The 20,051-nt window shown below is 42.4% G+C and carries 17 protein-coding genes and 1 tRNA gene; 6 read left to right on the top strand and 12 right to left on the bottom strand.

Going from position 1 to position 20,051, the window contains the following annotated elements; all coding sequences use genetic code 11:
• Positions 1 to 10: 10 nt before the first annotated feature.
• The 6 genes from BDD43_RS25580 to cls form a co-directional block, all read right to left on the bottom strand.
• On the bottom strand, positions 11 to 826 hold the full coding sequence (locus tag BDD43_RS25580) for a tRNA pseudouridine synthase A (RefSeq protein WP_121201008.1): 816 nt from the start codon (positions 824 to 826) through the stop codon (positions 11 to 13).
• Positions 827 to 1,044: 218 nt separating this feature from the next.
• The gene (locus tag BDD43_RS25575) at positions 1,045 to 2,619 is read right to left on the bottom strand and encodes a PAS domain S-box protein (RefSeq protein WP_121201006.1); all 1,575 of its coding nucleotides are present in this window, start codon (positions 2,617 to 2,619) and stop codon (positions 1,045 to 1,047) included.
• A complete protein-coding gene (locus tag BDD43_RS25570) occupies positions 2,619 to 3,224 on the bottom strand; it encodes a DUF6436 domain-containing protein (protein ID WP_121201004.1) in 606 nt (201 codons plus the stop codon). The genes BDD43_RS25575 and BDD43_RS25570 overlap by 1 nt, the downstream gene beginning before the upstream one ends.
• A 211-nt stretch (positions 3,225 to 3,435) precedes the next feature.
• Positions 3,436 to 3,873 (bottom strand): DUF4395 domain-containing protein, encoded by a 438-nt coding sequence (locus BDD43_RS25565; protein ID WP_121201002.1) that lies wholly within the window; start codon positions 3,871 to 3,873, stop codon positions 3,436 to 3,438.
• 29 nt (positions 3,874 to 3,902) lie between these two features.
• Positions 3,903 to 3,973, bottom strand: a tRNA-Cys gene (locus BDD43_RS25560).
• A 60-nt stretch (positions 3,974 to 4,033) separates the two neighbouring features.
• Positions 4,034 to 5,500: a cardiolipin synthase gene (cls, locus tag BDD43_RS25555; RefSeq protein ID WP_246001791.1), complete on the bottom strand. Its 1,467-nt coding sequence runs from the start codon at positions 5,498 to 5,500 to the stop codon at positions 4,034 to 4,036.
• A 136-nt stretch (positions 5,501 to 5,636) separates the two neighbouring features.
• Here cls and BDD43_RS25550 point away from each other — a divergent pair, with 136 nt between their 5' ends.
• Positions 5,637 to 6,779 (top strand): putative sensor domain DACNV-containing protein, encoded by a 1,143-nt coding sequence (locus BDD43_RS25550; protein ID WP_121201000.1) that lies wholly within the window; start codon positions 5,637 to 5,639, stop codon positions 6,777 to 6,779.
• Between the two features lie 47 nt (positions 6,780 to 6,826).
• Positions 6,827 to 7,807, top strand: coding sequence for an NAD(P)H-quinone oxidoreductase (locus tag BDD43_RS25545; RefSeq protein WP_121200998.1), 981 nt, complete (start codon positions 6,827 to 6,829; stop codon positions 7,805 to 7,807).
• A gap of 160 nt (positions 7,808 to 7,967) precedes the next feature.
• Here the strand turns inward: BDD43_RS25545 and BDD43_RS25540 are convergent, their stop codons facing one another.
• The 3 genes from BDD43_RS25540 to BDD43_RS25530 form a co-directional block, all read right to left on the bottom strand.
• Positions 7,968 to 9,839, bottom strand: a complete 1,872-nt coding sequence (locus BDD43_RS25540; RefSeq protein ID WP_121200996.1) for an LTA synthase family protein — start codon at positions 9,837 to 9,839, stop codon at positions 7,968 to 7,970.
• A gap of 69 nt (positions 9,840 to 9,908) precedes the next feature.
• The gene (locus tag BDD43_RS25535; RefSeq protein WP_121200994.1) at positions 9,909 to 10,568 is read right to left on the bottom strand and encodes a hypothetical protein; all 660 of its coding nucleotides are present in this window, start codon (positions 10,566 to 10,568) and stop codon (positions 9,909 to 9,911) included.
• A gap of 6 nt (positions 10,569 to 10,574) precedes the next feature.
• Positions 10,575 to 12,695, bottom strand: a complete 2,121-nt coding sequence (locus BDD43_RS25530) for a ComEC/Rec2 family competence protein (RefSeq protein WP_121200992.1) — start codon at positions 12,693 to 12,695, stop codon at positions 10,575 to 10,577.
• A 199-nt stretch (positions 12,696 to 12,894) separates the two neighbouring features.
• Between BDD43_RS25530 and smpB the strand changes: the two genes are divergently transcribed.
• Entirely contained in the window at positions 12,895 to 13,344 is a 450-nt protein-coding gene (gene smpB, locus BDD43_RS25525; protein ID WP_121200990.1) for an SsrA-binding protein SmpB, read from the top strand.
• Positions 13,345 to 13,596: 252 nt separating this feature from the next.
• Here the strand turns inward: smpB and BDD43_RS25520 are convergent, their stop codons facing one another.
• The gene (locus BDD43_RS25520; protein WP_121200988.1) at positions 13,597 to 14,253 is read right to left on the bottom strand and encodes a protein-L-isoaspartate(D-aspartate) O-methyltransferase; all 657 of its coding nucleotides are present in this window, start codon (positions 14,251 to 14,253) and stop codon (positions 13,597 to 13,599) included.
• Positions 14,254 to 14,380: 127 nt separating this feature from the next.
• Between BDD43_RS25520 and BDD43_RS25515 the strand changes: the two genes are divergently transcribed.
• Positions 14,381 to 14,620, top strand: coding sequence for a hypothetical protein (locus tag BDD43_RS25515; protein ID WP_121200986.1), 240 nt, complete (start codon positions 14,381 to 14,383; stop codon positions 14,618 to 14,620).
• Positions 14,620 to 15,225, top strand: a complete 606-nt coding sequence (locus BDD43_RS25510) for a zeta toxin family protein (protein WP_121200984.1) — start codon at positions 14,620 to 14,622, stop codon at positions 15,223 to 15,225. Before BDD43_RS25515 ends, BDD43_RS25510 begins: the two co-directional genes overlap by 1 nt.
• Before the next feature lie 113 nt (positions 15,226 to 15,338).
• On the opposite strand, the gene priA is transcribed toward BDD43_RS25510, so the two are convergent.
• A complete protein-coding gene (priA, locus tag BDD43_RS25505; protein WP_121200983.1) occupies positions 15,339 to 17,822 on the bottom strand; it encodes a replication restart helicase PriA in 2,484 nt (827 codons plus the stop codon).
• Positions 17,822 to 18,208 (bottom strand): DUF423 domain-containing protein, encoded by a 387-nt coding sequence (locus BDD43_RS25500; RefSeq protein ID WP_121200981.1) that lies wholly within the window; start codon positions 18,206 to 18,208, stop codon positions 17,822 to 17,824. Before BDD43_RS25500 ends, priA begins: the two co-directional genes overlap by 1 nt.
• A gap of 95 nt (positions 18,209 to 18,303) precedes the next feature.
• On the opposite strand from BDD43_RS25500, the gene BDD43_RS25495 reads away from it, so the two are divergent.
• The gene (locus tag BDD43_RS25495) at positions 18,304 to 19,902 is read left to right on the top strand and encodes a hypothetical protein (RefSeq protein ID WP_121200979.1); all 1,599 of its coding nucleotides are present in this window, start codon (positions 18,304 to 18,306) and stop codon (positions 19,900 to 19,902) included.
• Positions 19,903 to 20,051: the final 149 nt, after the last annotated feature.

The raw sequence follows: 20,051 nt of genomic DNA, 5'->3' as shown, positions 1-20,051 counted from the left end.
TATAAGCAAATTATTTGTGCTTTACAGGCTGCCAAACCGTATTTGTGTTGAATTGTAGCATGTTTACAAATTGCGAACGCGGCGGCAGGTTAAGGTAAGGGTAAGTTATTTTTGACAGGTATAAGCCCTGCGGATAAGCAGGCGTAATGGTTTGGGGTACATCGGGATGGGTGAGGTAGCGCTCAAAGGCGGCCAGGCTTAACTTGCCTGTGCCAATATCAAGCAGCCGCCCCACAATAATGCGTATCATTTTACCCAAAAAACGGTTTGCCGAAATATGAAAACGAATGCGGCTACCATCGGCACTGGCATACAATAGGGCTGTGGTAACGTTACAAATGGTATGTTCGTTTTTATCGGGTGTTTTACAAAACGCCCGGTAATTGTTGTAAAGCGGCAGTAAGGCCACTGCCGAAGCCATGGCCTGCAAATTAAGCTCGTCCGGGTACAACGAACTAAAGCGATTTAAAAAAGGATCTTTATAGGTATGGATAAAATAATCGTAAGTGCGTTGTATGGCATCAAAGCGGGCATGCGGCAAGCCGTTTACCGGTACAACATCAAACACGGCAATATCATAAGGTAAAATTTTATTGAGCCTAAATGCCAAATCAAAACCCCATTCTGCATCTACATCCATGTGAAAAAAAAACTGGGCCGCATGTACATGCGCATCTGTGCGGCCGCAGCCGTTTATGGCTATGGTGGTTTTAAATATCTGGCTCAGGGCGGTTTCTAAAACCTGCTGCACGGTTAATGCGCCTGCGTGTTTTTGCCAACCGCTGTAATTGGTGCCGTGGTAACCTATGTGTACAAAGTATCGCAAATGTTTAGCCTTTTTGGGTTGGCTAAGTTAACCATATTGGTTTGATGCCGCTTTTATTTTTTAACAATGGCGGTTAAAACAGCATTGCATAGGGTACGGCTCATAGCTGCCTGGTACTGCGCTACGTGTAGCATATTGCCATCAATCGGTTTATTTATGGGTAGCCGCTTATGTATTTAACAACTGTAAAAACCAAATGCTTGGCCTTAGGTTAACAGCTACACAAAGTTTTGGGTGATAGTAGTTTTTTCGGTAATGTTTTTAATAACGTCGTCTAAGTCGCGGGCAGATTGAAGCATGTATTCAAGCATTTTTTCCTTTTCGTCCAGGCTTTCTGCCGGGTTCTCAATTAGCGGCACAAGGCCCAAAATACGGGCCAGCGGAGCCCTTACAATGTGCGATTGTATCCACGATATTTCTCTGAGCCTGTCATTCTGCTCTTCAATGGCTTTAATGTAGCGCTGTTTTTCGGTTATATCGTTGGCTATTATAAGTCGCGCTTTTTTGCTTTTATAAACCAGGTCGCGGCTTTGTACATCAACTTCAATCAGTTCGCCATTCTTTTTTTTATGCCAAAAATTGCTGCGTTTGGTTAATTCGTCTTTATTTAATTGTTTTGCTAAATCGGCTTCAAGTTTAGGTACTTCTTCTACCGGCCTTATATCTCTTATCGTCATCCCCATAAACTCTTCCTTGGTGTATCCGTAATGTTCAATAGCTGCGGTATTTACATCTAAAAACCTTAGTGTTTCCACATCAAAAACCCATTTGGGTAGTGGGCTCAACTGGAAGAGGTCACTATATTTTTTTTCAGATTCTATCAACAATAACTCGGTGCGTTTACGCTCGGTAATGTCTTTAAAGTAAACCGATAATCCTTTTTCCGAAGGATAAGCGCTAACGTCGTACCAGTTATCTAAAGGTTCATAATAATCCTGGAAATGGACAGATTGGTTGGTTTCAACCGCTTTTTTATATTTTTGGTAAGATATAGAATTTGTAGAGTTATCAAAATTATCCCAAAAATTGCTGTTCAGCATCTGGCTTTTGGGTTTACTCAAAATCTTTTCGGCCATTTGGTTCCAGTAGGTTACTACCCAATCTTTATCAACAGCAAAAAAGGCATCGCCAATACTTTCCAGTATGGTACTTCTTTCTTCGTTATACTGCTCGCGTTGTAGCAATAAAAGCGATTCTTTTTGCAATTCGGCCATTTGCAAGGTTTGGCTGAGGTGTAATTCGTTATATTTTTTTAGCTGGTAGGCCCAAAGGCCGCAAATGTAAAATAATACCGAAGCAAGCGTAACATGTATTACAAACGTGCGAACATCAAAATTATAAAGTTGCGAAAAATAAATTTTATCCATTCCGCTGTTTTGCAGGTAGCTAAATAGGGCATGGTGTAGTATTACCACAATTACCATTGGTATTTGCAAGCGCCATTTTTGATAAGTGATGAGTAGCACGCCGCCTATAAATGCAAAAAAATGCATCTCGAACATGCCATGCATCTGGTATATAAACTGTGCCATAAAAATGCCAAAAACGGCACTCAAAACGTACTGATACATAGTTGAGTTTGGCAGGGCCAGTTTGGTAGAGTAATAGGCAATTAACGATAGGCTGCCAACCAAAACTGCAATTAGCCAGGTGCCATAAAACAAGGCGAATATTAAGCCCAGCACAAAATAAACCATCAGGAAATAATTCATCAACCTATCCGATCGTTCTTTTACATTAAATAAAAAGGCGTCGTTAGGGGCGTTGCCTGCTTTAGGGGTGTAAATCATCATTACTCGGTTTTGTTGCAGTTAGGTAGCGTACAACCGTAGGCCTGTAATGCAAGAGGGTTAATATTTGGCAACGCGTTATTATTTAGTAAGCTATCGATAGCTATTTTTGCGAAATTGGTTTTTTCGTCGTTACAATACCTGCTCCGGTTATAATTGCCGCGATAGTATAAATTGTGGTGGGTATTTATTAACACAGCCTGGGGTGTAGAATACACACCGCAAGCGCGTGCAATTGAGGCATTAAACAAAACAGGGATGTTTAAATCAAATTTATCTTGTATGTTTTTTACGGTGTAACTATCATTATTCATAACCACAATAACAAAGTTTACCTTGTTTCCGTAGCTTTTTACCAATGTTTTAAAACATGCCATGTTAAACCTGGAGCATGGGCAATCGGGGTTAAAAAAATGCAAAAATACCGGTTTACTGCCGCCAGTACTTAAATAGTTATTCAAGTTAATAAACTCTCCGCGCTTAACGTTTTTATAATTGGTGGGTATGGGGGTTGGTAATTGGTATTTTAATTCGCTATACCAAAACGTTGCGCCAATTGCGCCAAAAATTAACACTAGCCATGTTATTACTATCGTCTTCCTCATCATATCGTTCCTATTCGTTATACGCATGCCTTACATAAATGGTTAGTTGCATGCAATACAATTATTAATAGCTTAACGGCTTGCATTAGGCTATAACTTTTGGTAAACAACGAATAATTGAGATAAAAAGGGAACAGCAACATGCAACGTAATTATTATAGCGAGCCACAGCCGCCAATATTGGTATTGTTGCAATTAATATGCCAACAAGCCGCTATAACAAACCGAACCTGCGCGCATAGCTATATACATAGCAACCCACACAAACACCCAAAAAGGATTCTAAAAAAGCAAAAAGGCAGAGCGCCACAGTGAGTACAACTGCACTGGTATGCTGTAAAAAATGAAGAGATAAGATAACTATGGTAAAGGCAAGCCCCATCCGTGCGGCAAAACGCTTAGGGGCCTGGTCGGTTGGTTTGGCACTAACTCCAAATAGTTTAACCAAACCATCGGCTGCAAGGGCAAGCACACTATATTTATTTAATTTAAACGAGCGCAATAAAAAATCGGCCACCAATAAAACGATGATGCCCCACCAACCATTCCACAAGTAAACTAAACCGAGTGTTAGTACCAGTAAGGCAACTAAGCGTACTTTGTTTTCGTTTACCGATACCAGGTCAACAGGGCAATCAATTTCGTTTTTCATACTAAATAAACAAAGTCAGTTAAACTTCGACGTCAAGGACGGATTCGAACCGCCGTAAAAGGTTTTGCAGACCCATACCTCTCCACTCGGCCACTTGACTATGATGCAAATATATAAATTAATCTATAATATCTATAGAATTAATAGAATATTTTTTCTGTTACAAAAGCGGCGATAGCAGGCGGGTTAATTTTTCGGGCAATTGCTTGTATAAAGGCCGTTTTGCCCATGCTACAGGGCTAACCTTAGTGGAACTTTCCAGATCGTCAAAAAAGGATTGGCGCAATTGTTTGGCTAAGTTATCATCATAAACCATAGCATTTACCTCAAAGTTAAGTTCGTAGCTGCGATGATCCATGTTGGCTGTGCCGATGATAGAAAGGCTACTATCCAATACCATAGTTTTAGCATGGATAAAACCCTTTTGATAGAAATAAATTTCGACACCCGAGCGTAAAATCTCGCCATAATAAGACCGCGCCGCCGAATCAACAAAGGCCGAATCGGATTTGCCGGGTACAAGCAACTTTACCTTTACCCCGCTCATGGCGGCGGTGTTTAGTGCATCAATTAAACTCTCGCCGGGGATAAAGTAGGGGGTAGTTATCAGTATCTCTTCTTCGGCCATACCTATGGCCTGTATGAGCGAGAACATGAGTACCGGCGTTTCCGAATCGGGCCCGCTTGCCGCTATCTGCACAATAGCATCAGATGTTTTGCTTTTATCGGCACAAAAAAATTGTTCAATAGGTTCAAGGTCTGTTTCGGCGCAAAAGTTCCAGTCGCATATAAAAAGATATTGCAGGTAATAAACTCCCGGCCCGCGAATCATCAAATGAGTATCGCGCCAAAAAAACTCGTTATTGAGTTTGGGGTGGTTAATGTAACGGTCGCTCACATTAATACCACCTACAAAACCGGTGCAGCCGTCAATCACAATTATTTTACGGTGGTTGCGGTAATTTACGCGGTTGGCTAAGGCCATAAAATAGATTTGGTAAAACGGAAAGGCTTGCACACCAGCCTCAATTAACTGGGGCACCAGGTTTTTACGTATAGAGCGGCTGCCAAAATCGTCGTAAATAAAGCGCACCTGTACACCCGCGCGCGCCTTTTCAATTAATACATCTTTTATTTGGTTGCCTATTTCATCGTCTTCAAAAATGTAATATTCTATGTGGATATGGTGTTTGGCTTTTTTTAACTCCTTTATCACATCCGGAAATTTATTTTCGCCATTCAGCAACAGCTTAACTTCGTTGTTGCCGCTAAGGGGGCTCATACTATCGTTAAGCAGCAGGCGGGCCAGTTTTTTATGGCGCTGTACTTCGGCCTCGCCGGTGTCCCATGTTTTTTCTGATTGCAGGTATATCTCCTTCCTGATTTGGTTAAGCAGGCGGCTGTTTTTTATAATTTTTTTGCTGTAAAGGCTGTTTTTGCGATAGTTGGCGCCTACCACAAAATAAATAATGATACCCAGGGCGGGTAAAAAAAGCGTTAACAATAAATAGGCCGATGTTTTACTGGTTGAGCGGGTATCGTAAATAATGCGCAAACAAACCAGGATAACAATAATGGCATAAATAATTTCGCCTAATAAAATCCAATCCATGTGTTGCAATAACATAGTTTTAAGGTTATTGTTCGGTGGTTTGCCTAAAAGCAAGCACATAAATATAAGCCAATTATTAATGTATTGTAAGAAAACAATTTTACCGTAGCCAACCTTATTGCCACACAAAGTATTAGTTTAACTTTGGTACATGCATTATCAACCTACCTATCAGGCAGCTTGCAAAGTGGCACCAAGCGTGCAAAAACACTTTGCCCACCACATAGCAACCGCACATGCAGGCGGCGAAAAAAAACTGGCTACCGCCCCCGATATTGCTGTTATTGAACAAATAATTGATGTGGCCTTTTGGGCCAGTTTGCGTAAAGAAGAAGGGCACTCGCCACGCATATCTATTGCCTTTTTGGCTCCTGCCGAAGCCGAGAAGGCTTTAATTTTTGAACGTGAACTACCTTTTAAGTCAAGTACGTTAGTAAAAATAGGTCCCGGTATTGAGCGCGCCGGTATACATTTGGGCGTTTGGCTAAAAGATGGCGAACTGGTAATATGGGGCACTACCATTACCATACCTAATTTTTGTTTTGTTTTGGATGTATCCGAACCGGCTTTGCTGGTTATTAAGCACCGCCGCATTTACGGCTTAGGCAAATATACCAATGTAGCCGTTTTAAAAGGCGATTACGTGCGTGTGATTGACGAATACAGTGCCACCCTTACCGATTGCCCCGCCATTGTTACCGCACTGCTAGGCTTTACATCGCCATCGTCGTGGAACGATTCGGTTAACGTGCTCATACAGCTTGCCGTATCTATGCGCGCACATGGGCACGGCGGTTCGTTACTGGTAGTGCCCGATGGTACCGATACCTGGCGGCAATCTATCATACAACCCATGCAGTATGCCATTAAGCCCGCCTTTACGGGACTGGCCGACCTGGTTATGAACGAGGGTACCGATAAAAGTGATATTTTTTTAAAAAGCGCCCTAAGCCGCGAAGTGGATAATATTGCCGGCCTTACCGCTGTTGACGGCGCAAGCGTTATTACCACCACACACAAACTATTAGCCTTTGGTAGCAAAATAGTAATGCGCGAAGGTAGCAGCCGCATAAAACAGGTTTGCCTTATTGAGCCTATTGTAGGCGGCGAGGCATTGTTTATCCATCCGGCGCAAACCGGCGGAACGAGGCACTTATCGGCCGCGCAGTTTGTACACGACCAGCACGACGCCATTGCACTGGTTGCCTCGCAAGACGGGCAGTTTACCGTTTTTACCTGGTCGCCGTTTCACAATATGGTGCAGGGCTATCGTATTGATACTTTGCTGTTGTAATAAATAGCCGCCAAACATTATGCTACACCAATAGTTTAACTTTTTAAATGAAGGCCATAGTTATTACCCACCCCGGCGCACCCGAAGTATTGCAGATGCAGGAACGCCCCATGCCAACCATATTGGCTACCGAAATACTGGTTAAAGTTGCCGCCGCCGGCGTAAACCGGCCCGATGTTGCACAGCGTAAGGGCAATTATCCGCCGCCGCCGGGTGCATCGGTTGATATTCCGGGATTAGAAATTGCGGGTACCGTTGTTGAAGTGGGCGCGCAAGTTACCCGGTGGAAAGTGGGCGACGAGGTATGCGCCCTGGTTACTGGTGCCGGTTATGCCGGGTTTTGCGCCGTACCTGCGGGCCAGTGCCTGCCTGTACCCAAGGGCTTATCAATGCCGGAAGCGGCATCATTACCCGAAACATTTTTTACCGTTTGGAGCAATGTTTTTGATAGGGCGAAGCTGCAACCCGGCGAAACATTGCTGGTACACGGCGGCTCCAGCGGTATTGGTGTTACTGCCATACAAATGGCTAAGGCGTTAGGCAGCAAGGTGTATGTAACGGCAGGCTCGGCAGATAAGTTGCTGTTTTGCCAACAACTGGGCGCAGCCAAAGCCATTAACTACAAAACCGAAAACTTTGCAGATGCTATTGCCCGGCTAACCGATGGCGAAGGCGTTGATGTGATACTGGATATGATTGGAGGCGATTACACGCCCGAAAACATTAAATGCCTGGCTAATGATGGCAGGCTGGTACAAATAAACGCCATGAAGGGGCGCGAAGTTAAAATAGATATTGCCGAGGTTATGCGCAAGCGTTTAATTATAACCGGCTCTACGCTGCGTGGCCGCAATGTTGACTTTAAAAGTGCCATTGCCCAAAAACTCGAACAATACATTTGGCCCTTACTGGCATCGGGGCAAATTAAGCCCGTTGTTTACAAAACCTTTACTGCAAGCCAGGCCGCCCAGGCGCACACCCTGATGGAAAGCAGCGAACATATGGGGAAGATAGTTTTGGAGATGTAAAAAAATCAGAATCAAGAGCCAAGACTCAAGAACCAAGATGCACGGTATTAGGTAGTGTGAAAAATGGGTATGGTGTATTTTTTGCGAAGAATGAAGCAACTGCACATGCCCGATTTTAACCCCGCTATTGCTTAATGAGGCTTAAAAACAAACTACTACTTCAATGCCCTCCCACATACTCGGCAAACACCTGCTGTAAATAGGCTTTGCCATATTGCAAATGCTTTTCGTTAACGGCCTTGCTCACCTTAGGGTTTTTAATAAAAATGGTTTCTTTACCAATATTATCAAACGATACGCCTTGCTCGGGAGTAATAAAGCCGAAGCCGTTATCCCAATCAAAAAACGTGAACGATTTACTGCCGGGGTTCAATAAATCTTTCGACCATTTAAACTGCGCGTAAGGTAAATTAAGCTGTGCTAAAATGGTAGCCGCAATATCTGTTTGGCCGCCCAGTTTATGTATCTTCATGCCGCGATACTGGTCTTTAATGGCACCGCCCATCAATAACAAGGGTATGTGATATTTAGCTGGCATGTAAGATTCGTTGGTGTTACGCGGCAAACGATGACCATGATCGGCAACTAAAATAAACAAGGTGTTTTTATACCAGGCTTGCTTTTTTGCCTGCTCAAAATATGAGTTTAAAACCGAATCGGTGTAGTAGGCCGTGCTTCTAAACTGGTTGCTCACACTATCGCCCGGAAAGTGCGGTTTGGCAGGCATGTCAAAAGGCTCGTGGTTGGTTAGTGTTTCTACCAAACTAAAAAATGGCTTGGTTTCTTTATTAAGGTATTGAATGTGCGCGTTAAGCATAGCACCGTCATCTACGCCCCACTTGGTATCAATTTGGCGGTGTTCAAAACTATCTTCGCTGGTAATATGGTCTATATTGTGGCTCAGTAAGTACGATTTAAAGTTCATGTACTCCACCTCGCCGCCATAATAAAACGAAGTATGGTATCCCACATCTTTAAGTGCCGAAGATATTGAAGGCAATTTTTCTTGCTTGGTATTATCGGTAACAATGGTGCGCACCGCTTGCGATGGGAAGGCACTTAAAATAGCAACAATACCTTTATCGGTACGGTCGCCGGCAGAGTAAATGCTGTCGCACAAAATGCCGCTTTTAATAAAGTTTTCAAAGTTGGGGCAAACACCCTTATCGCCACCTAACGATTGTATAACATCGGCCGTAAAGCTCTCTAACTGAAAAATAACAATGTTGGGCCGGGTTGTTGTTAATACATGCAAAGTTGTATCGGCTTTGCCGGCGTATAACGTGCGCGATAAACTATCGGCAAATTTAGGATCGAAATACAGGTAGGGGTTATGTATGGCTTTAAGGTTTTCAAAAATATTATCAAAAAGGTTCCACTCCGTGTTTAAAGCCGATTGGTTGAGTATTTGTTTGCTCGAAAAATAAGCCATACTCTGGTTAATTGGCGAAGGTTGCAACCCGCCCCGGATAAAGAAAAGATTAAGTAAAATTAAAAACGCCGAGGAAGCCAATTTAAAAGAAACCGAAGCCTTTGTTGGCCTGTACCGGTATAATATCAATTTTTCGGCAATAAAAATACCCAGGCAAAGCATTACCACACCAATAGTAATGCACAAGGCAATGGGCGAAGATCCGCTTGATGCCAGCGACTCGGAAAACTGATGGATAATGCTATCAAAAACGCGATAGTTAACCTTGGTTCCCCACTCGGTAAATATGTTTAAATCCAGTATGGTTAAAAAGCAAACCAGCACCAGGCAAATCCAAATGTAAATGCGCAGCCATATGGCCTTAATTTTAGCACCGGGAACTAGCCATATTATGATGGAAACAAGCAGGGGTATAATGGCTATATAAGCCGCCGTTGACAGATCAAGCCGGACGGCGTATAAAAACGATTCGATAATCTCTTTTACGCTGGCTATTTTTAGCTTGTGGCGAAAGTATATTTCGAAGGTAACGCGGGTAATAAAGAAGAATATCAGCCAAAATAGGTAAAACCTAACCAAGCAAAAAAGGTTTTTTAACATCGGGCGCTAAATTAACCAAATTAACCCGATGTTAAAAAACCTTAAACATATTGTTACTAAAGCGTAGGCTTATTGCCTGCCCTTACCCATATTTTGCATATCGGTCAAAGTCATTTTTTCATAGTCGGCTGTTACTTTAAACATATTTGCCGGTACTTTAGTTGCAGTAACAGCTGTTAATGTAACAACCTGCGCGCCTTTAACATTGCCGTTTTGTAAAAAAGTAAACAAAACAGGCGTACCACCTAACGATGAATAAAATTTGGTTATCATGTTGGCAGGGATAGTTACGTCTGTGGTTATCCACAAATCGTAAGTGGAACCGTCGCGCGTATCTTTAGCTACGTATTTTTTGCAATTAAAATCGCCAATTTTTTTGGTTTCTTCGGTTTTGGTGAAGGCATATTGTGGTTCGTTAGCCTGGGCCTCATCTATTTCGGCAGGAGTACCTATAGCAACCTTTTTCATGCTGGCAACGGGTACATCTAAAAACACAGCAAAAAACTCGCCGCCTTTGGTGCCCACCATTTTAATTTGTGCAGGGCCGCGTTGAAAAGCTAACGAACTGGTATCGCCCTTAAAGTACGTTGTAGCATTTGCTGTTTGGCCGCCTACAGCAATGCTGTATGATGCCTGCCCCTCGGTAATAACATTTTGAGCTTTTGCACCAAAAACTGTTGCCGAAAAAGCCAGGCCCAAAGCAACATTTTTAATTGAAATAATATTCATTGTAGTTTATTTTTTTTGAGTTTGATTGTTAGATACCAATATAAGTGCTTTGTTACGTTTTAAGTTTATAAAATTAACCTTTTCGGCCAATGCCTGTTGTTCAAGCTGGCTGGTTAAACGGTTAGTATTTGTGCCCGGGGCTATTAATAGTTTAAAAGTATAGTTTTGTTTTAAATACTGCAAGTTTACATGCGTACCACTGCTTAGGTAAATATAATCAATATTTAATTTATCAGTAAATGTTTTTCCTTCAAAAGTGCTGTCCAATATCAGTATTTTTTGATTTCCGAATTGTATGAGGTTGCCCTGTTTAAGTAAGTTGCCACAGTTTACATTTGTACCTGCCATTTGTAAATTGGTTATGCGGCAACTATCCAGATAGGGCTGTATTGAATACTGGTAAGCCTTATTCTGCGGGTTCAAATCAGTCAATAAAAAAGCCGAATTGCCTGTGCGGAATAACATACCGCTGTTTTTGCGCAAACTAAAAAAGGTGATGCTATTGGTGTTTGCCGCCCTGTAAGCCTTTAAGCTAAAGCTGATTGATAATAATAAAGCTATCAATAAACTTACTTTCAGCCATTGCTTGTTTCGTTTTACCAAAAAGCAAAACGTGGCAATTATAATCGCGTAAGCTAATAAAAACTCCGCAGGGCTCAACCAAATTTTATTGATACTGGCATAAGGCGCATGCTCTAAAAATTGCAGGGTTTGGCTCATTACAACAATGGTTTTTTGTAACAACCAACCTAATGATGCCGAAACTGCGGGTATATGTGGTAAGGCTAAAAACAACAATCCCGAACACATGATAATAAATGCAGGTACGATGATGAATACATTGCTCAACAAAAAGTAAACCGGGAAATCGTGAAAATAGAGTGCCGCTAGGGGGAACAAAATAATTTGCGCGGCAATGGAAACCGAACATACCAGCCAAATTTCGCGGACTATCGCATTTTTAACATGCACCCATTTATACACGTAGGGCTGTATGATGATGATACCAAAAACGGCTATGTAAGATAACTGGAAGCCGGCATCGCAAACATAAAACGGATTATAGAGCAGCAATACAAATGCCGATACCGCCAAAACATTAAGCCTGTTAATGTGGCGGTTAAAACTAAAGCCAATAATAACCATAGTAAGCATAAGCACCGCCCGGCTAACCGGCGGCGAAAACCCGGTAATTAAAGCATAACACCATATTAGGGTAATAGAAACAATAGCCTTAATAACTTTACTGCGTTTACCATACGGCAAAAAGCTAAGTACAAAAGTTATAATTAAATAAACCAAACCAACGTGCATACCCGCTACCGATAGCAGGTGCATGGTGCCTGTTTTGGCATAGGCTTCCTGCACTTCCTTGCGTAAATCGGCCCGGTAACCTAAAATAATGGTTGATGCTATGGCTACGGCATCGGTATCGCTTATTGCACTTTTAAGTTTGTTAACCAGGTTGAGCCGTAACTTTAAGGCGTATGCTATAACAGGGTTGCCTTGCCCATGCTGCAATACTGCAACCTGTTGCTGTATAAAAAAAGCCTGATGATAAATATTTTGATGCGCCAGGTAAGCTTTATAGTTAAACTCGGCAGGGTTTTGCGGGGCTTCAATGGGGGTGAATTTGCCGGGTACAATCAGCCGGTCGCCATACTGCAAATTAATTTGATGCGCGGTATCAATTTTTACCAAAACCAGTAAATTACCGGTGGTTGTGTTAAGTTTATCGGTATCGCCTGCTTGTTCTATTTTAGCGGTAAACCTTAAAATTCCGGCGTTAAGTTTGGGTTCGCTGTTGATGTTGGCAATAAGGTAAGCCGAAGGGTTTTTTGAAAAATGATTTGGCGCGTTAATTTGCCGGTTAGTTTCAATACCCAGCATACCGGCAATTAACAGCAAAGCAAAAATCAATACACCGCCAAGCCAGGTTGCTTTATATAAATTGAACTTTTGATAACCGAGATTTAATACAACAAACCCCAGCAACAATACACCCAAAGCTATTTGCAGTGTAACCGCAAACGTATTACAGGGGTATGCAACAGCCAGGCCCATCCCTGCCAAAAAAGGCAATAGCAATAAGGTTACGGGTATTTCTGCTTTGTTAAAGGCTGTCATTAAGTTTGCAAACTAATGGGGTAATATTAATAACAAGAATAATAAATTATGGGTAATTATTGGTGTTTAATAAAATTGCTTTAACCTTATTTTGATGCATTAAGTTAGTTGTATGGCTGTTGGGTGTTAACTACGGCGCATTTGTTTTTACAGGCTAATTATATTTTTGCCATATTTGCAGCCCCGGAAGAAAAAGATTATGAGTCAGGATTTATACATTAAAAACAAAAAAGCCTATTTTGAATACCACGTACTTGACGAGTATGAGGCCGGGATTAAATTATTAGGTACCGAGATCAAATCAATCCGCGAAGGCAAAGCCAACCTTAACGATGCTTTTTGCACCTTTATAGGTAGCCAGCTTTATGTACGTAACCTGCACATAGCCGAATATTCGCACGGCTCGTTTTACAACCACGAGCAAAAGCGCGACAGGGTGCTGCTTCTCCACAAAAAAGAACTCAAAAAACTACAAACCCGCAGCGAAGAAAAAGGATTTACCATAGTGCCATTGGCTTTATTTATAAGTCCGCGTGGTTTTGCCAAACTTAAAATTGGCCTGGCCCAGGGCAAAAAAACCTTTGATAAACGCGAAACACTGAAAGAACGCGATAGCAAGATTGAGATGGATAGAGCGTTGAAGAGGTAGGGGAGTTAGAGGCAAGAATCAAGAGACAAGAATCAAGGTTGTAAAAAAAACATTGTCCTTGCGAGCGAAAGCGTGGCAATCGCACTTACGCCGGGCCGCTTTACAGAGCGTGCGTGCCTCCGTGCAATTGCTTCATTCTTCGCAAAGACAGGTTGTGTGAAAGTGAAAGGTAAATCCGAAATTGAACATCCAAAATCCTAAATAAAATTTTTAATTATTTTGGTTCCTGCATCTAACTTCTTGCCTCTTTTCTCACCATGCCCTGTCGCCCACCAGGGGTACAAACCTAAAGGTATCTAATACAATTTTTTCGTAATCAGTTTCGTTAATTTTAAGTACGGTAACCATTTGTTGCGATTGTTCGTCGCCCACGGGGATAACCAGTACACCGCCAATGGCCAGTTGTTTCAACAAATCTTCGGGAACAAAGGGCGCGCCTGCAGTTACAATAATTTTATTGTACGGAGCGTGTTTGGCTATACCCTTGGAGCCGTCGCCACAAAAAAAGTTGGCTTTGTAGCCAATATGGGGCAGTACCTGCTTGGTGCGTTGGTAAAGTTTTTCCTGCCGCTCAATGGTATATACATCGGCGCCAAGCTCAACCAGTATGCAGCATTGGTAGCCGCAGCCGGTGCCAATCTCTAAAACCTTATCGCCCTTGCGGATGTGTAATAATTCGGTTTGATATGCAACAGTATAAGGCTGCGAAATGGTTTGCCCTTCGCCAATAGGGAAGGCAATATCTTTATAGGCCTGGTTCCAAAAAGTTTCATCAAAAAAATAATGGCGGGGTACTTTGCCTATGGCCTGCAATACGTTTTCATCGCCAATACCTTTTTTAATTAGCAGTTCAACCAATCTTTTACGTGCACCTTTTTCCCGGTAATTATCAATAAACTTATGAGCCATTATAGGCGCAAAGTTATCATAATGGGGCTTATTTGGGGTGTGGAAGTAGCGAGTGTTGAAAACAAGTTATCCTGTTTGAAGAAGCTGATAAATTGGTTAATTTTACAATATTGATTATTTGGCATTTATGGAAACAACATCAATAGTTGCACGCTTACTAAAAAATATGGGTAACATGCACGAAATGGGCCGCCAGCGCGCCTTTGAATTAGGTAACCCATTTTATGCAAAATTTGAAGAAGATGGCGGCTATTATCGTAAAGAATTACCAACGGGAGAAAAATACCTGGTTACAGTAGAAATTGTATATGATGATAACGACATGCCGATACAAATTATAGATACCATTATTAGAAAGCTGGATTAATGAAAAAACCTGAACTGGTTTTTGTATGCGGATGTAACGCCGCCGGTAAATCTACCTTTATTCGTACACGATTGAATGAGCTAGTAGGATTTGAGGTTATCATGACCGACGTCTATAAAAGTCGTACAAAAGAACTGATAAAACAGGCTATAAATCAACATCAAAACATAATAGTTGAGACTGTTTTTAACGATCCTTCATTTAGAGATTTAATTGACCTGGCCAGGAACAATGGGTACTTAACAACGTTGATTGCATTATTTTTAGATGATATACAAGAGTCGAAAAATCGGGTTGCCTTTAGAGGTACTCAACAAAGCGGTATCACTATATCAGGCTCTAATGTTCAAATCAATTTTAATGAAAGCTTTAAAAATATAGCCACCTACTTTTTCTATTTTGACCAATCCGATTTTATTTATACCGGCGTTGGAGGAGTTAACAAGCTTATTATGAGTTTTAAAAAAGGGCAGCTTTTAAACTATCACGCAACAGCGTTAAAATACCCTCAAAAATTCGCCTCATATAGTTTTCAAAAAGATAGGCTGGATGAAGATGCTTACAACATTATTATACAAAATTTGGATTTTGTGCGAAAATCGTAACTAATTGAAACAAGCTTTCGGTTGAACAAACGTTACCTATCCAAAACCTTAACATACCGGCTGCTTATCCAGCCTATTTTGCTTGCCAATTGTTTGCACCTCTTTTCCCTCTTTCAATACGGATCCACATCTGGTTGCACAATGCAGCCCTGGCTTAATTTGGTGGTTTCAAATTGTAATAATATCTCCTGTAAAATGGTTTTTACTTTGGTTATTGATACCGTGTCTTTCTCAAATTTGAGGGTGATGGAACGGATGTAATAATTGCGTATGCGATTAATTAGCGGAGCTTCGGGGCCAATTACGCGGTCGCCAAAGTGGTTGCGCAGTTCGCGGGCCAGGTATTCGGCCTGTATGTATAGTTGCTCGGGTTGTTTATGCTTAATATCAAGCTGAATGATGCGGTAAAACGGCGGGTATTTAAAAGCTTTGCGCTCTACAATTTCGGTATTGTAAAGGTCGGTATAATCGTTGCGTATTACCTGGCCAATTACGCGGTGCGTAGGGTCGTAAGTTTGGATAACTACTTTGCCCTGTTTGCCGCGGCGGCCAGCACGGCCGCTAACCTGGGCCAGCAACTGAAAGCTGCGTTCGTTGGCCCGATAGTCGGGATACTTCAATAAGCTATCGGCACTTATAATGCCGATAACGGTAATATCCGGAAAATCCAACCCCTTGGCAACCATTTGCGTGCCCACCAAAATATCTATCTTTTTTTCCTCAATATCATTCAATATGTTTTGGAAGGCCATTTTAGATCGTGTGGTATCCAAATCCATCCGCCTGATGCGGGCATCGGGCAGTATTAAACTCAGTTCGTCTTCCACCTTTTCGGTACCAAAACCCTTTTGCTCCAAATGTGCCGAACCGCAGGCCGGGCAGGTAGATGGCGTATCTTCGCGATAACCGCAATAATGGCAATGCAGCTTGCTGCTGCTTTTGTGGTAGGTTAGGGTTACATCGCAATTAATGCATTTGGGCGTATGGGCGCATGTTTTGCACATTACCACCGGCGCATAACCACGGCGGTTTTGAAACAGTATTACCTGCTCTTTTTTTAGCAAAGCCTGCTCAATATCCAGCATCAGCACGCTGCTAAAGTGCGATTGCATTGTTTTTTGTTTGGTTTCAGTGGCAATACTTACCACCTGTATCTGCGGTAGTTCAACCCCTCCAAAACGTTCGTGCAGTTCGGTAAGGCCGTATTTGTTGGTTTGGGCGTTGTAATACGACTCGAACGACGGCGTGGCCGAACCTAAAAGCACCTTGCCGCCATGCAAATGTCCTAAAAAAATAGAAGCGTCGCGGGCGTTGTAGCGCGGCGCAGGGTCGTACTGTTTGTACGAGCTTTCGTGTTCCTCATCAACAATAATCAAACCCAGATCGCCGAAAGGTAAAAATACCGACGAGCGCGCGCCAAGCACAATACGGTAATCGCCGCTCAATACCTTCTGCCAAACCTCAACCCGCTCGTTATCGTTAAACCGGGAATGGTAAACCCCAATATGGTTGCCAAAATGGTGGCGCAGGCGCTCCACAATATGAGTGGTTAGGGCAATTTCGGGCAGTAAATAAAGCACCTGCTTGCCGTTTGCCAGCATTTGCTCCATAAGCCTTATGTAAATTTGCGTTTTGCCCGATGATGTGATGCCGTGCAGCAAAACCACGTCCTTTTGTGTAAATTGCTGGTTAATACTGCTAAGGGCGGCGCGCTGGGCGGCGCTCAATACAAAGTTTTCGTCAATTTCCTCGTCGTCGGTTGATAGTCGGCTCACCACCCTTTCGTCGGCAATAAAAACCTCCTTATCAACAAGGGCCTTAATGGCGGCTGCGCCTGCACCGCTGGCCTCGGTTAGTTCGGGCCTGGTAATGTGCTTTTGCTTGCGCGATAGTTGGATGTAGGCCAGCAAGGCATCGGCCTGTTTGGGCGCACGTTCAAGTATGCTAAACAGTTCTTTCAGCATATCCGGGTTTTGATACACCGGGTTAAGGGTTATAAAAGTGCGCCTTCGGGGCTTGTATTTGTCGCTAACCTCTTCGGATATATGGATGATGTTTTTCTCAAACAATATCCGCAGCAGCGGCAAAACCGTTTTTTGGCCCAGCAGCTTTACAATATCGCTAACGCTTAGTTCGGGTTGTATTTCAAGCGCGTCAACAATTAAATATTCTTTATCGGTTAGTGAGGCTTTATCGTATTCAAACTCCTTGTTCAGTACAATTTTGGTTTCGCTGGCCAGCTTTAAGGCGGCGGGCAGGGCGGCGTTCATCACTTCGCCAATTTGGCACAGGTAATATTCGGCAAGCCATTTCCAAAAACTAAGCTGGCGGGGGGTAACCACTGGCCGGTCGTCAAGTATATCAATAATATATTTGGCTTCGTACTTTTGCGGTGCCTGGTTGCCAACGGTGTAAATAATGGCGGTGTAAAGCTTGCTTTTGCCAAACTGTACTACAACACGTTTACCCACTGTAACACTGCTATTTAGCTCAAACGGAACCCTGTAGGTGTAGTTTTTGGGTATGGCCAGGGGCAATATCACCTCTACAAAAAGCGTTTCCCTTTCATTATTAACAGTTTGGGCAAAATCAAGCATTATTTGTTTTTATAACCTGCAATTGCTAAAGTAAGCCATCCGGCTATAAATAGCAAGCCGCCTACGGGTGTTACCGGGCCAACCATATGCAACCAGCTCCAGCCCAGTAAATTGCGGCAGGCCAGCAGGTAAAGCGAGCCCGAAAACAAAATGATGCCAAAAGTAAACAGGTAATAAGTTGTTAAAACCATATTATTTTTAAACCTTGTGAGCAATGATAAAAACAATAAGGCAAAAACGTGGTAAAACTGGTATTGCACTGCGGTGTGCCAAACATCTAACTGTTTTGGGCTTAGGCTATCCGCCAGGGCATGTGCGCCAAATGCGCCTGCAATAACGGCCAGCACCCCAAATAAGGAAGCTGTTAATATAATTTGTTTGTTCATGGGGGAATTTAGTGCCGCTAAGTTAATAAGTTGAAAAACAAATAGTGAAGGCTTGGTACTAAAAATCTAACTTTGAAATAATTTAATACATTAGGATGAGAAACATTATCATAACGATTATTTTGCTGGTTTTGGCCGCGCTAATGTCGGTTATGTATTTTAGAAAATTGAACTCGCCGGGGCAGCGGCCGGGTAAGGTGATGGAGAACATCCCATCAAACGCGGCTTTGATATTTGAGTATAAAAACGACGAAACCTTTTACGATATTTTTAGCAATAACAAGCTACTATCTAACCTGATAGGCGACGAGCATATTGCCGAATTAACCGTTTTAAAAACCCGCTTACTGGATAACAACCTGCTGAAAAACCTTTTTGAGGGGCAAAGTTTATTTATATCCGTTCACCCGCAAAAAGATACTACCGCTAATCTTGATTTTTTGATAACCACATCAACCAGGGTAAATATGGGCGATGAGATTGACCAGCTTGCACGACAAAAAAACAGCGATATATTAATACACCCCATGCAACTGGCTGGTAAAAAGGGCTACAATGTTTTTTTTAACAGCATAAAACGGCGTTTTTACCTGTTGTTGAATGACGACAATACGTTTTCGGCAAGCTTTTCGCAGCCTTTGGTGGAGCAGGCGGCCAAATACCATAACGAAAACCACGAAAAGTTTTTTGTACAACTATCCGATCAGCAAAACTCAAACTCAATAGCCAACCTGTATGTAAACTACAGCCAGTTGGTGCCGCTTTTTGACGAGCTTTTTAAAAACAAAAACACCGATATTTTCCGCAGCTTCCGTTTGCTTTACGCGATAGGTGCATTTAGTTTAAACTACCGCAGTGATGCCCTTATGTTTAACGGCATAAGCCACATTAACAACAACGGCCCTAAAAGCTACCTCGATATTTTTAGGTACCAGCAACCGGTGGTAAACAAGCTTAAAAGCATTTTCCCGGCAAGTTTGGCCTATAGCCTAAACTTTGCCGTTTCAAACCCTGTTAGTTTTGAAACCGATTTGCTGCAATGGCAGTTAGAAGCCGGGTACAACAAAGAAAAGGACGCTATTTTTAAACGCATAAAAACCGAAACCAGCATTAACCTTGCCGCCGAGTTTGCTGCCCGTTTAGGCAACGAGTTTGCTATTGTAACCACCCGTTATCAAGAAAAAATAGGATTAATACAATTAAAAAACGGCCTTAACCTGCGGCCATTTATGGTTAACATCAGCAAAATGACTAACGACGATATGGGCCAGTTTAACTATGATAAATTGCCGTTTTACTTACTCGGCGATTCGTTCAGTATTTTTAGGAGGCCCTATTTCATGATCGTGGATAATTATCTCATCATCTGCAATTCGCAATCGGGGATGAACGAATATTATAAAAATTATACCCAAGGTAATTTTTTAGCCAAAACAAGCGAGTACGTGCGCTTTGATAATTTGCAGGCCGAACGGAGCAATGTATCTTTCTTTATCAATTTTAAAAACGCGCACGATATTTTAACCGAGGCCCTAAAGCCCCGCTACGCCCGTGCATTTGCCGAAAAGGGCAAAAGCTGGAGCAGCTATTATGCCGCCGGCTACCAGTTTACGGCATCGGAAAAGGATTTTTATACCAACTTTTACATGAGGTTGAATTTGCCCGATACAGCGGCGGTTGAAACTACCCAATAATGTTATAGCGAGGCGCCCTTTTTAAGTAACCTGTTTGCTAGCTAATTGATAACGCGGAATGCTTTTTTTGTGCCGTTTGCCCTGGGGTATTTTAAGTTGAGGTGTCGATTTTCCCTTCCAAATTCAACATAATTCAACAAATTAGGTTG

The organism is Mucilaginibacter gracilis (assembly GCF_003633615.1).
In the GTDB taxonomy this organism is placed as follows: Bacteria; Bacteroidota; Bacteroidia; order Sphingobacteriales; family Sphingobacteriaceae; genus Mucilaginibacter; species Mucilaginibacter gracilis.
The sequence above is the reverse complement of the archived record's forward strand: the minus strand, read 5'-3'. Positions and strand labels throughout refer to the sequence as shown.

What these genes read in the sequence shown, in the direction of transcription:
- BDD43_RS25575 (WP_121201006.1), bottom strand. Translation starts at nt 2,619, where the DNA reads ATGATGATTTACACCCCTAAAGCAGGCAACGCCCCTAACGACGCCTTT.
- BDD43_RS25570 (WP_121201004.1), bottom strand. Translation starts at nt 3,224, where the DNA reads ATGATGAGGAAGACGATAGTAATAACATGGCTAGTGTTAATTTTTGGC.
- BDD43_RS25565 (WP_121201002.1), bottom strand. Translation starts at nt 3,873, where the DNA reads ATGAAAAACGAAATTGATTGCCCTGTTGACCTGGTATCGGTAAACGAA.
- cls (WP_246001791.1), bottom strand. Translation starts at nt 5,500, where the DNA reads ATGTTATTGCAACACATGGATTGGATTTTATTAGGCGAAATTATTTAT.
- BDD43_RS25550 (WP_121201000.1), top strand. Translation starts at nt 5,637, where the DNA reads ATGCATTATCAACCTACCTATCAGGCAGCTTGCAAAGTGGCACCAAGC.
- BDD43_RS25545 (WP_121200998.1), top strand. Translation starts at nt 6,827, where the DNA reads ATGAAGGCCATAGTTATTACCCACCCCGGCGCACCCGAAGTATTGCAG.
- BDD43_RS25540 (WP_121200996.1), bottom strand. Translation starts at nt 9,839, where the DNA reads ATGTTAAAAAACCTTTTTTGCTTGGTTAGGTTTTACCTATTTTGGCTG.
- BDD43_RS25535 (WP_121200994.1), bottom strand. Translation starts at nt 10,568, where the DNA reads ATGAATATTATTTCAATTAAAAATGTTGCTTTGGGCCTGGCTTTTTCG.
- BDD43_RS25530 (WP_121200992.1), bottom strand. Translation starts at nt 12,695, where the DNA reads ATGACAGCCTTTAACAAAGCAGAAATACCCGTAACCTTATTGCTATTG.
- smpB (WP_121200990.1), top strand. Translation starts at nt 12,895, where the DNA reads ATGAGTCAGGATTTATACATTAAAAACAAAAAAGCCTATTTTGAATAC.
- BDD43_RS25520 (WP_121200988.1), bottom strand. Translation starts at nt 14,253, where the DNA reads ATGGCTCATAAGTTTATTGATAATTACCGGGAAAAAGGTGCACGTAAA.
- BDD43_RS25515 (WP_121200986.1), top strand. Translation starts at nt 14,381, where the DNA reads ATGGAAACAACATCAATAGTTGCACGCTTACTAAAAAATATGGGTAAC.
- BDD43_RS25510 (WP_121200984.1), top strand. Translation starts at nt 14,620, where the DNA reads ATGAAAAAACCTGAACTGGTTTTTGTATGCGGATGTAACGCCGCCGGT.
- priA (WP_121200983.1), bottom strand. Translation starts at nt 17,822, where the DNA reads ATGCTTGATTTTGCCCAAACTGTTAATAATGAAAGGGAAACGCTTTTT.
- BDD43_RS25500 (WP_121200981.1), bottom strand. Translation starts at nt 18,208, where the DNA reads ATGAACAAACAAATTATATTAACAGCTTCCTTATTTGGGGTGCTGGCC.
- BDD43_RS25495 (WP_121200979.1), top strand. Translation starts at nt 18,304, where the DNA reads ATGAGAAACATTATCATAACGATTATTTTGCTGGTTTTGGCCGCGCTA.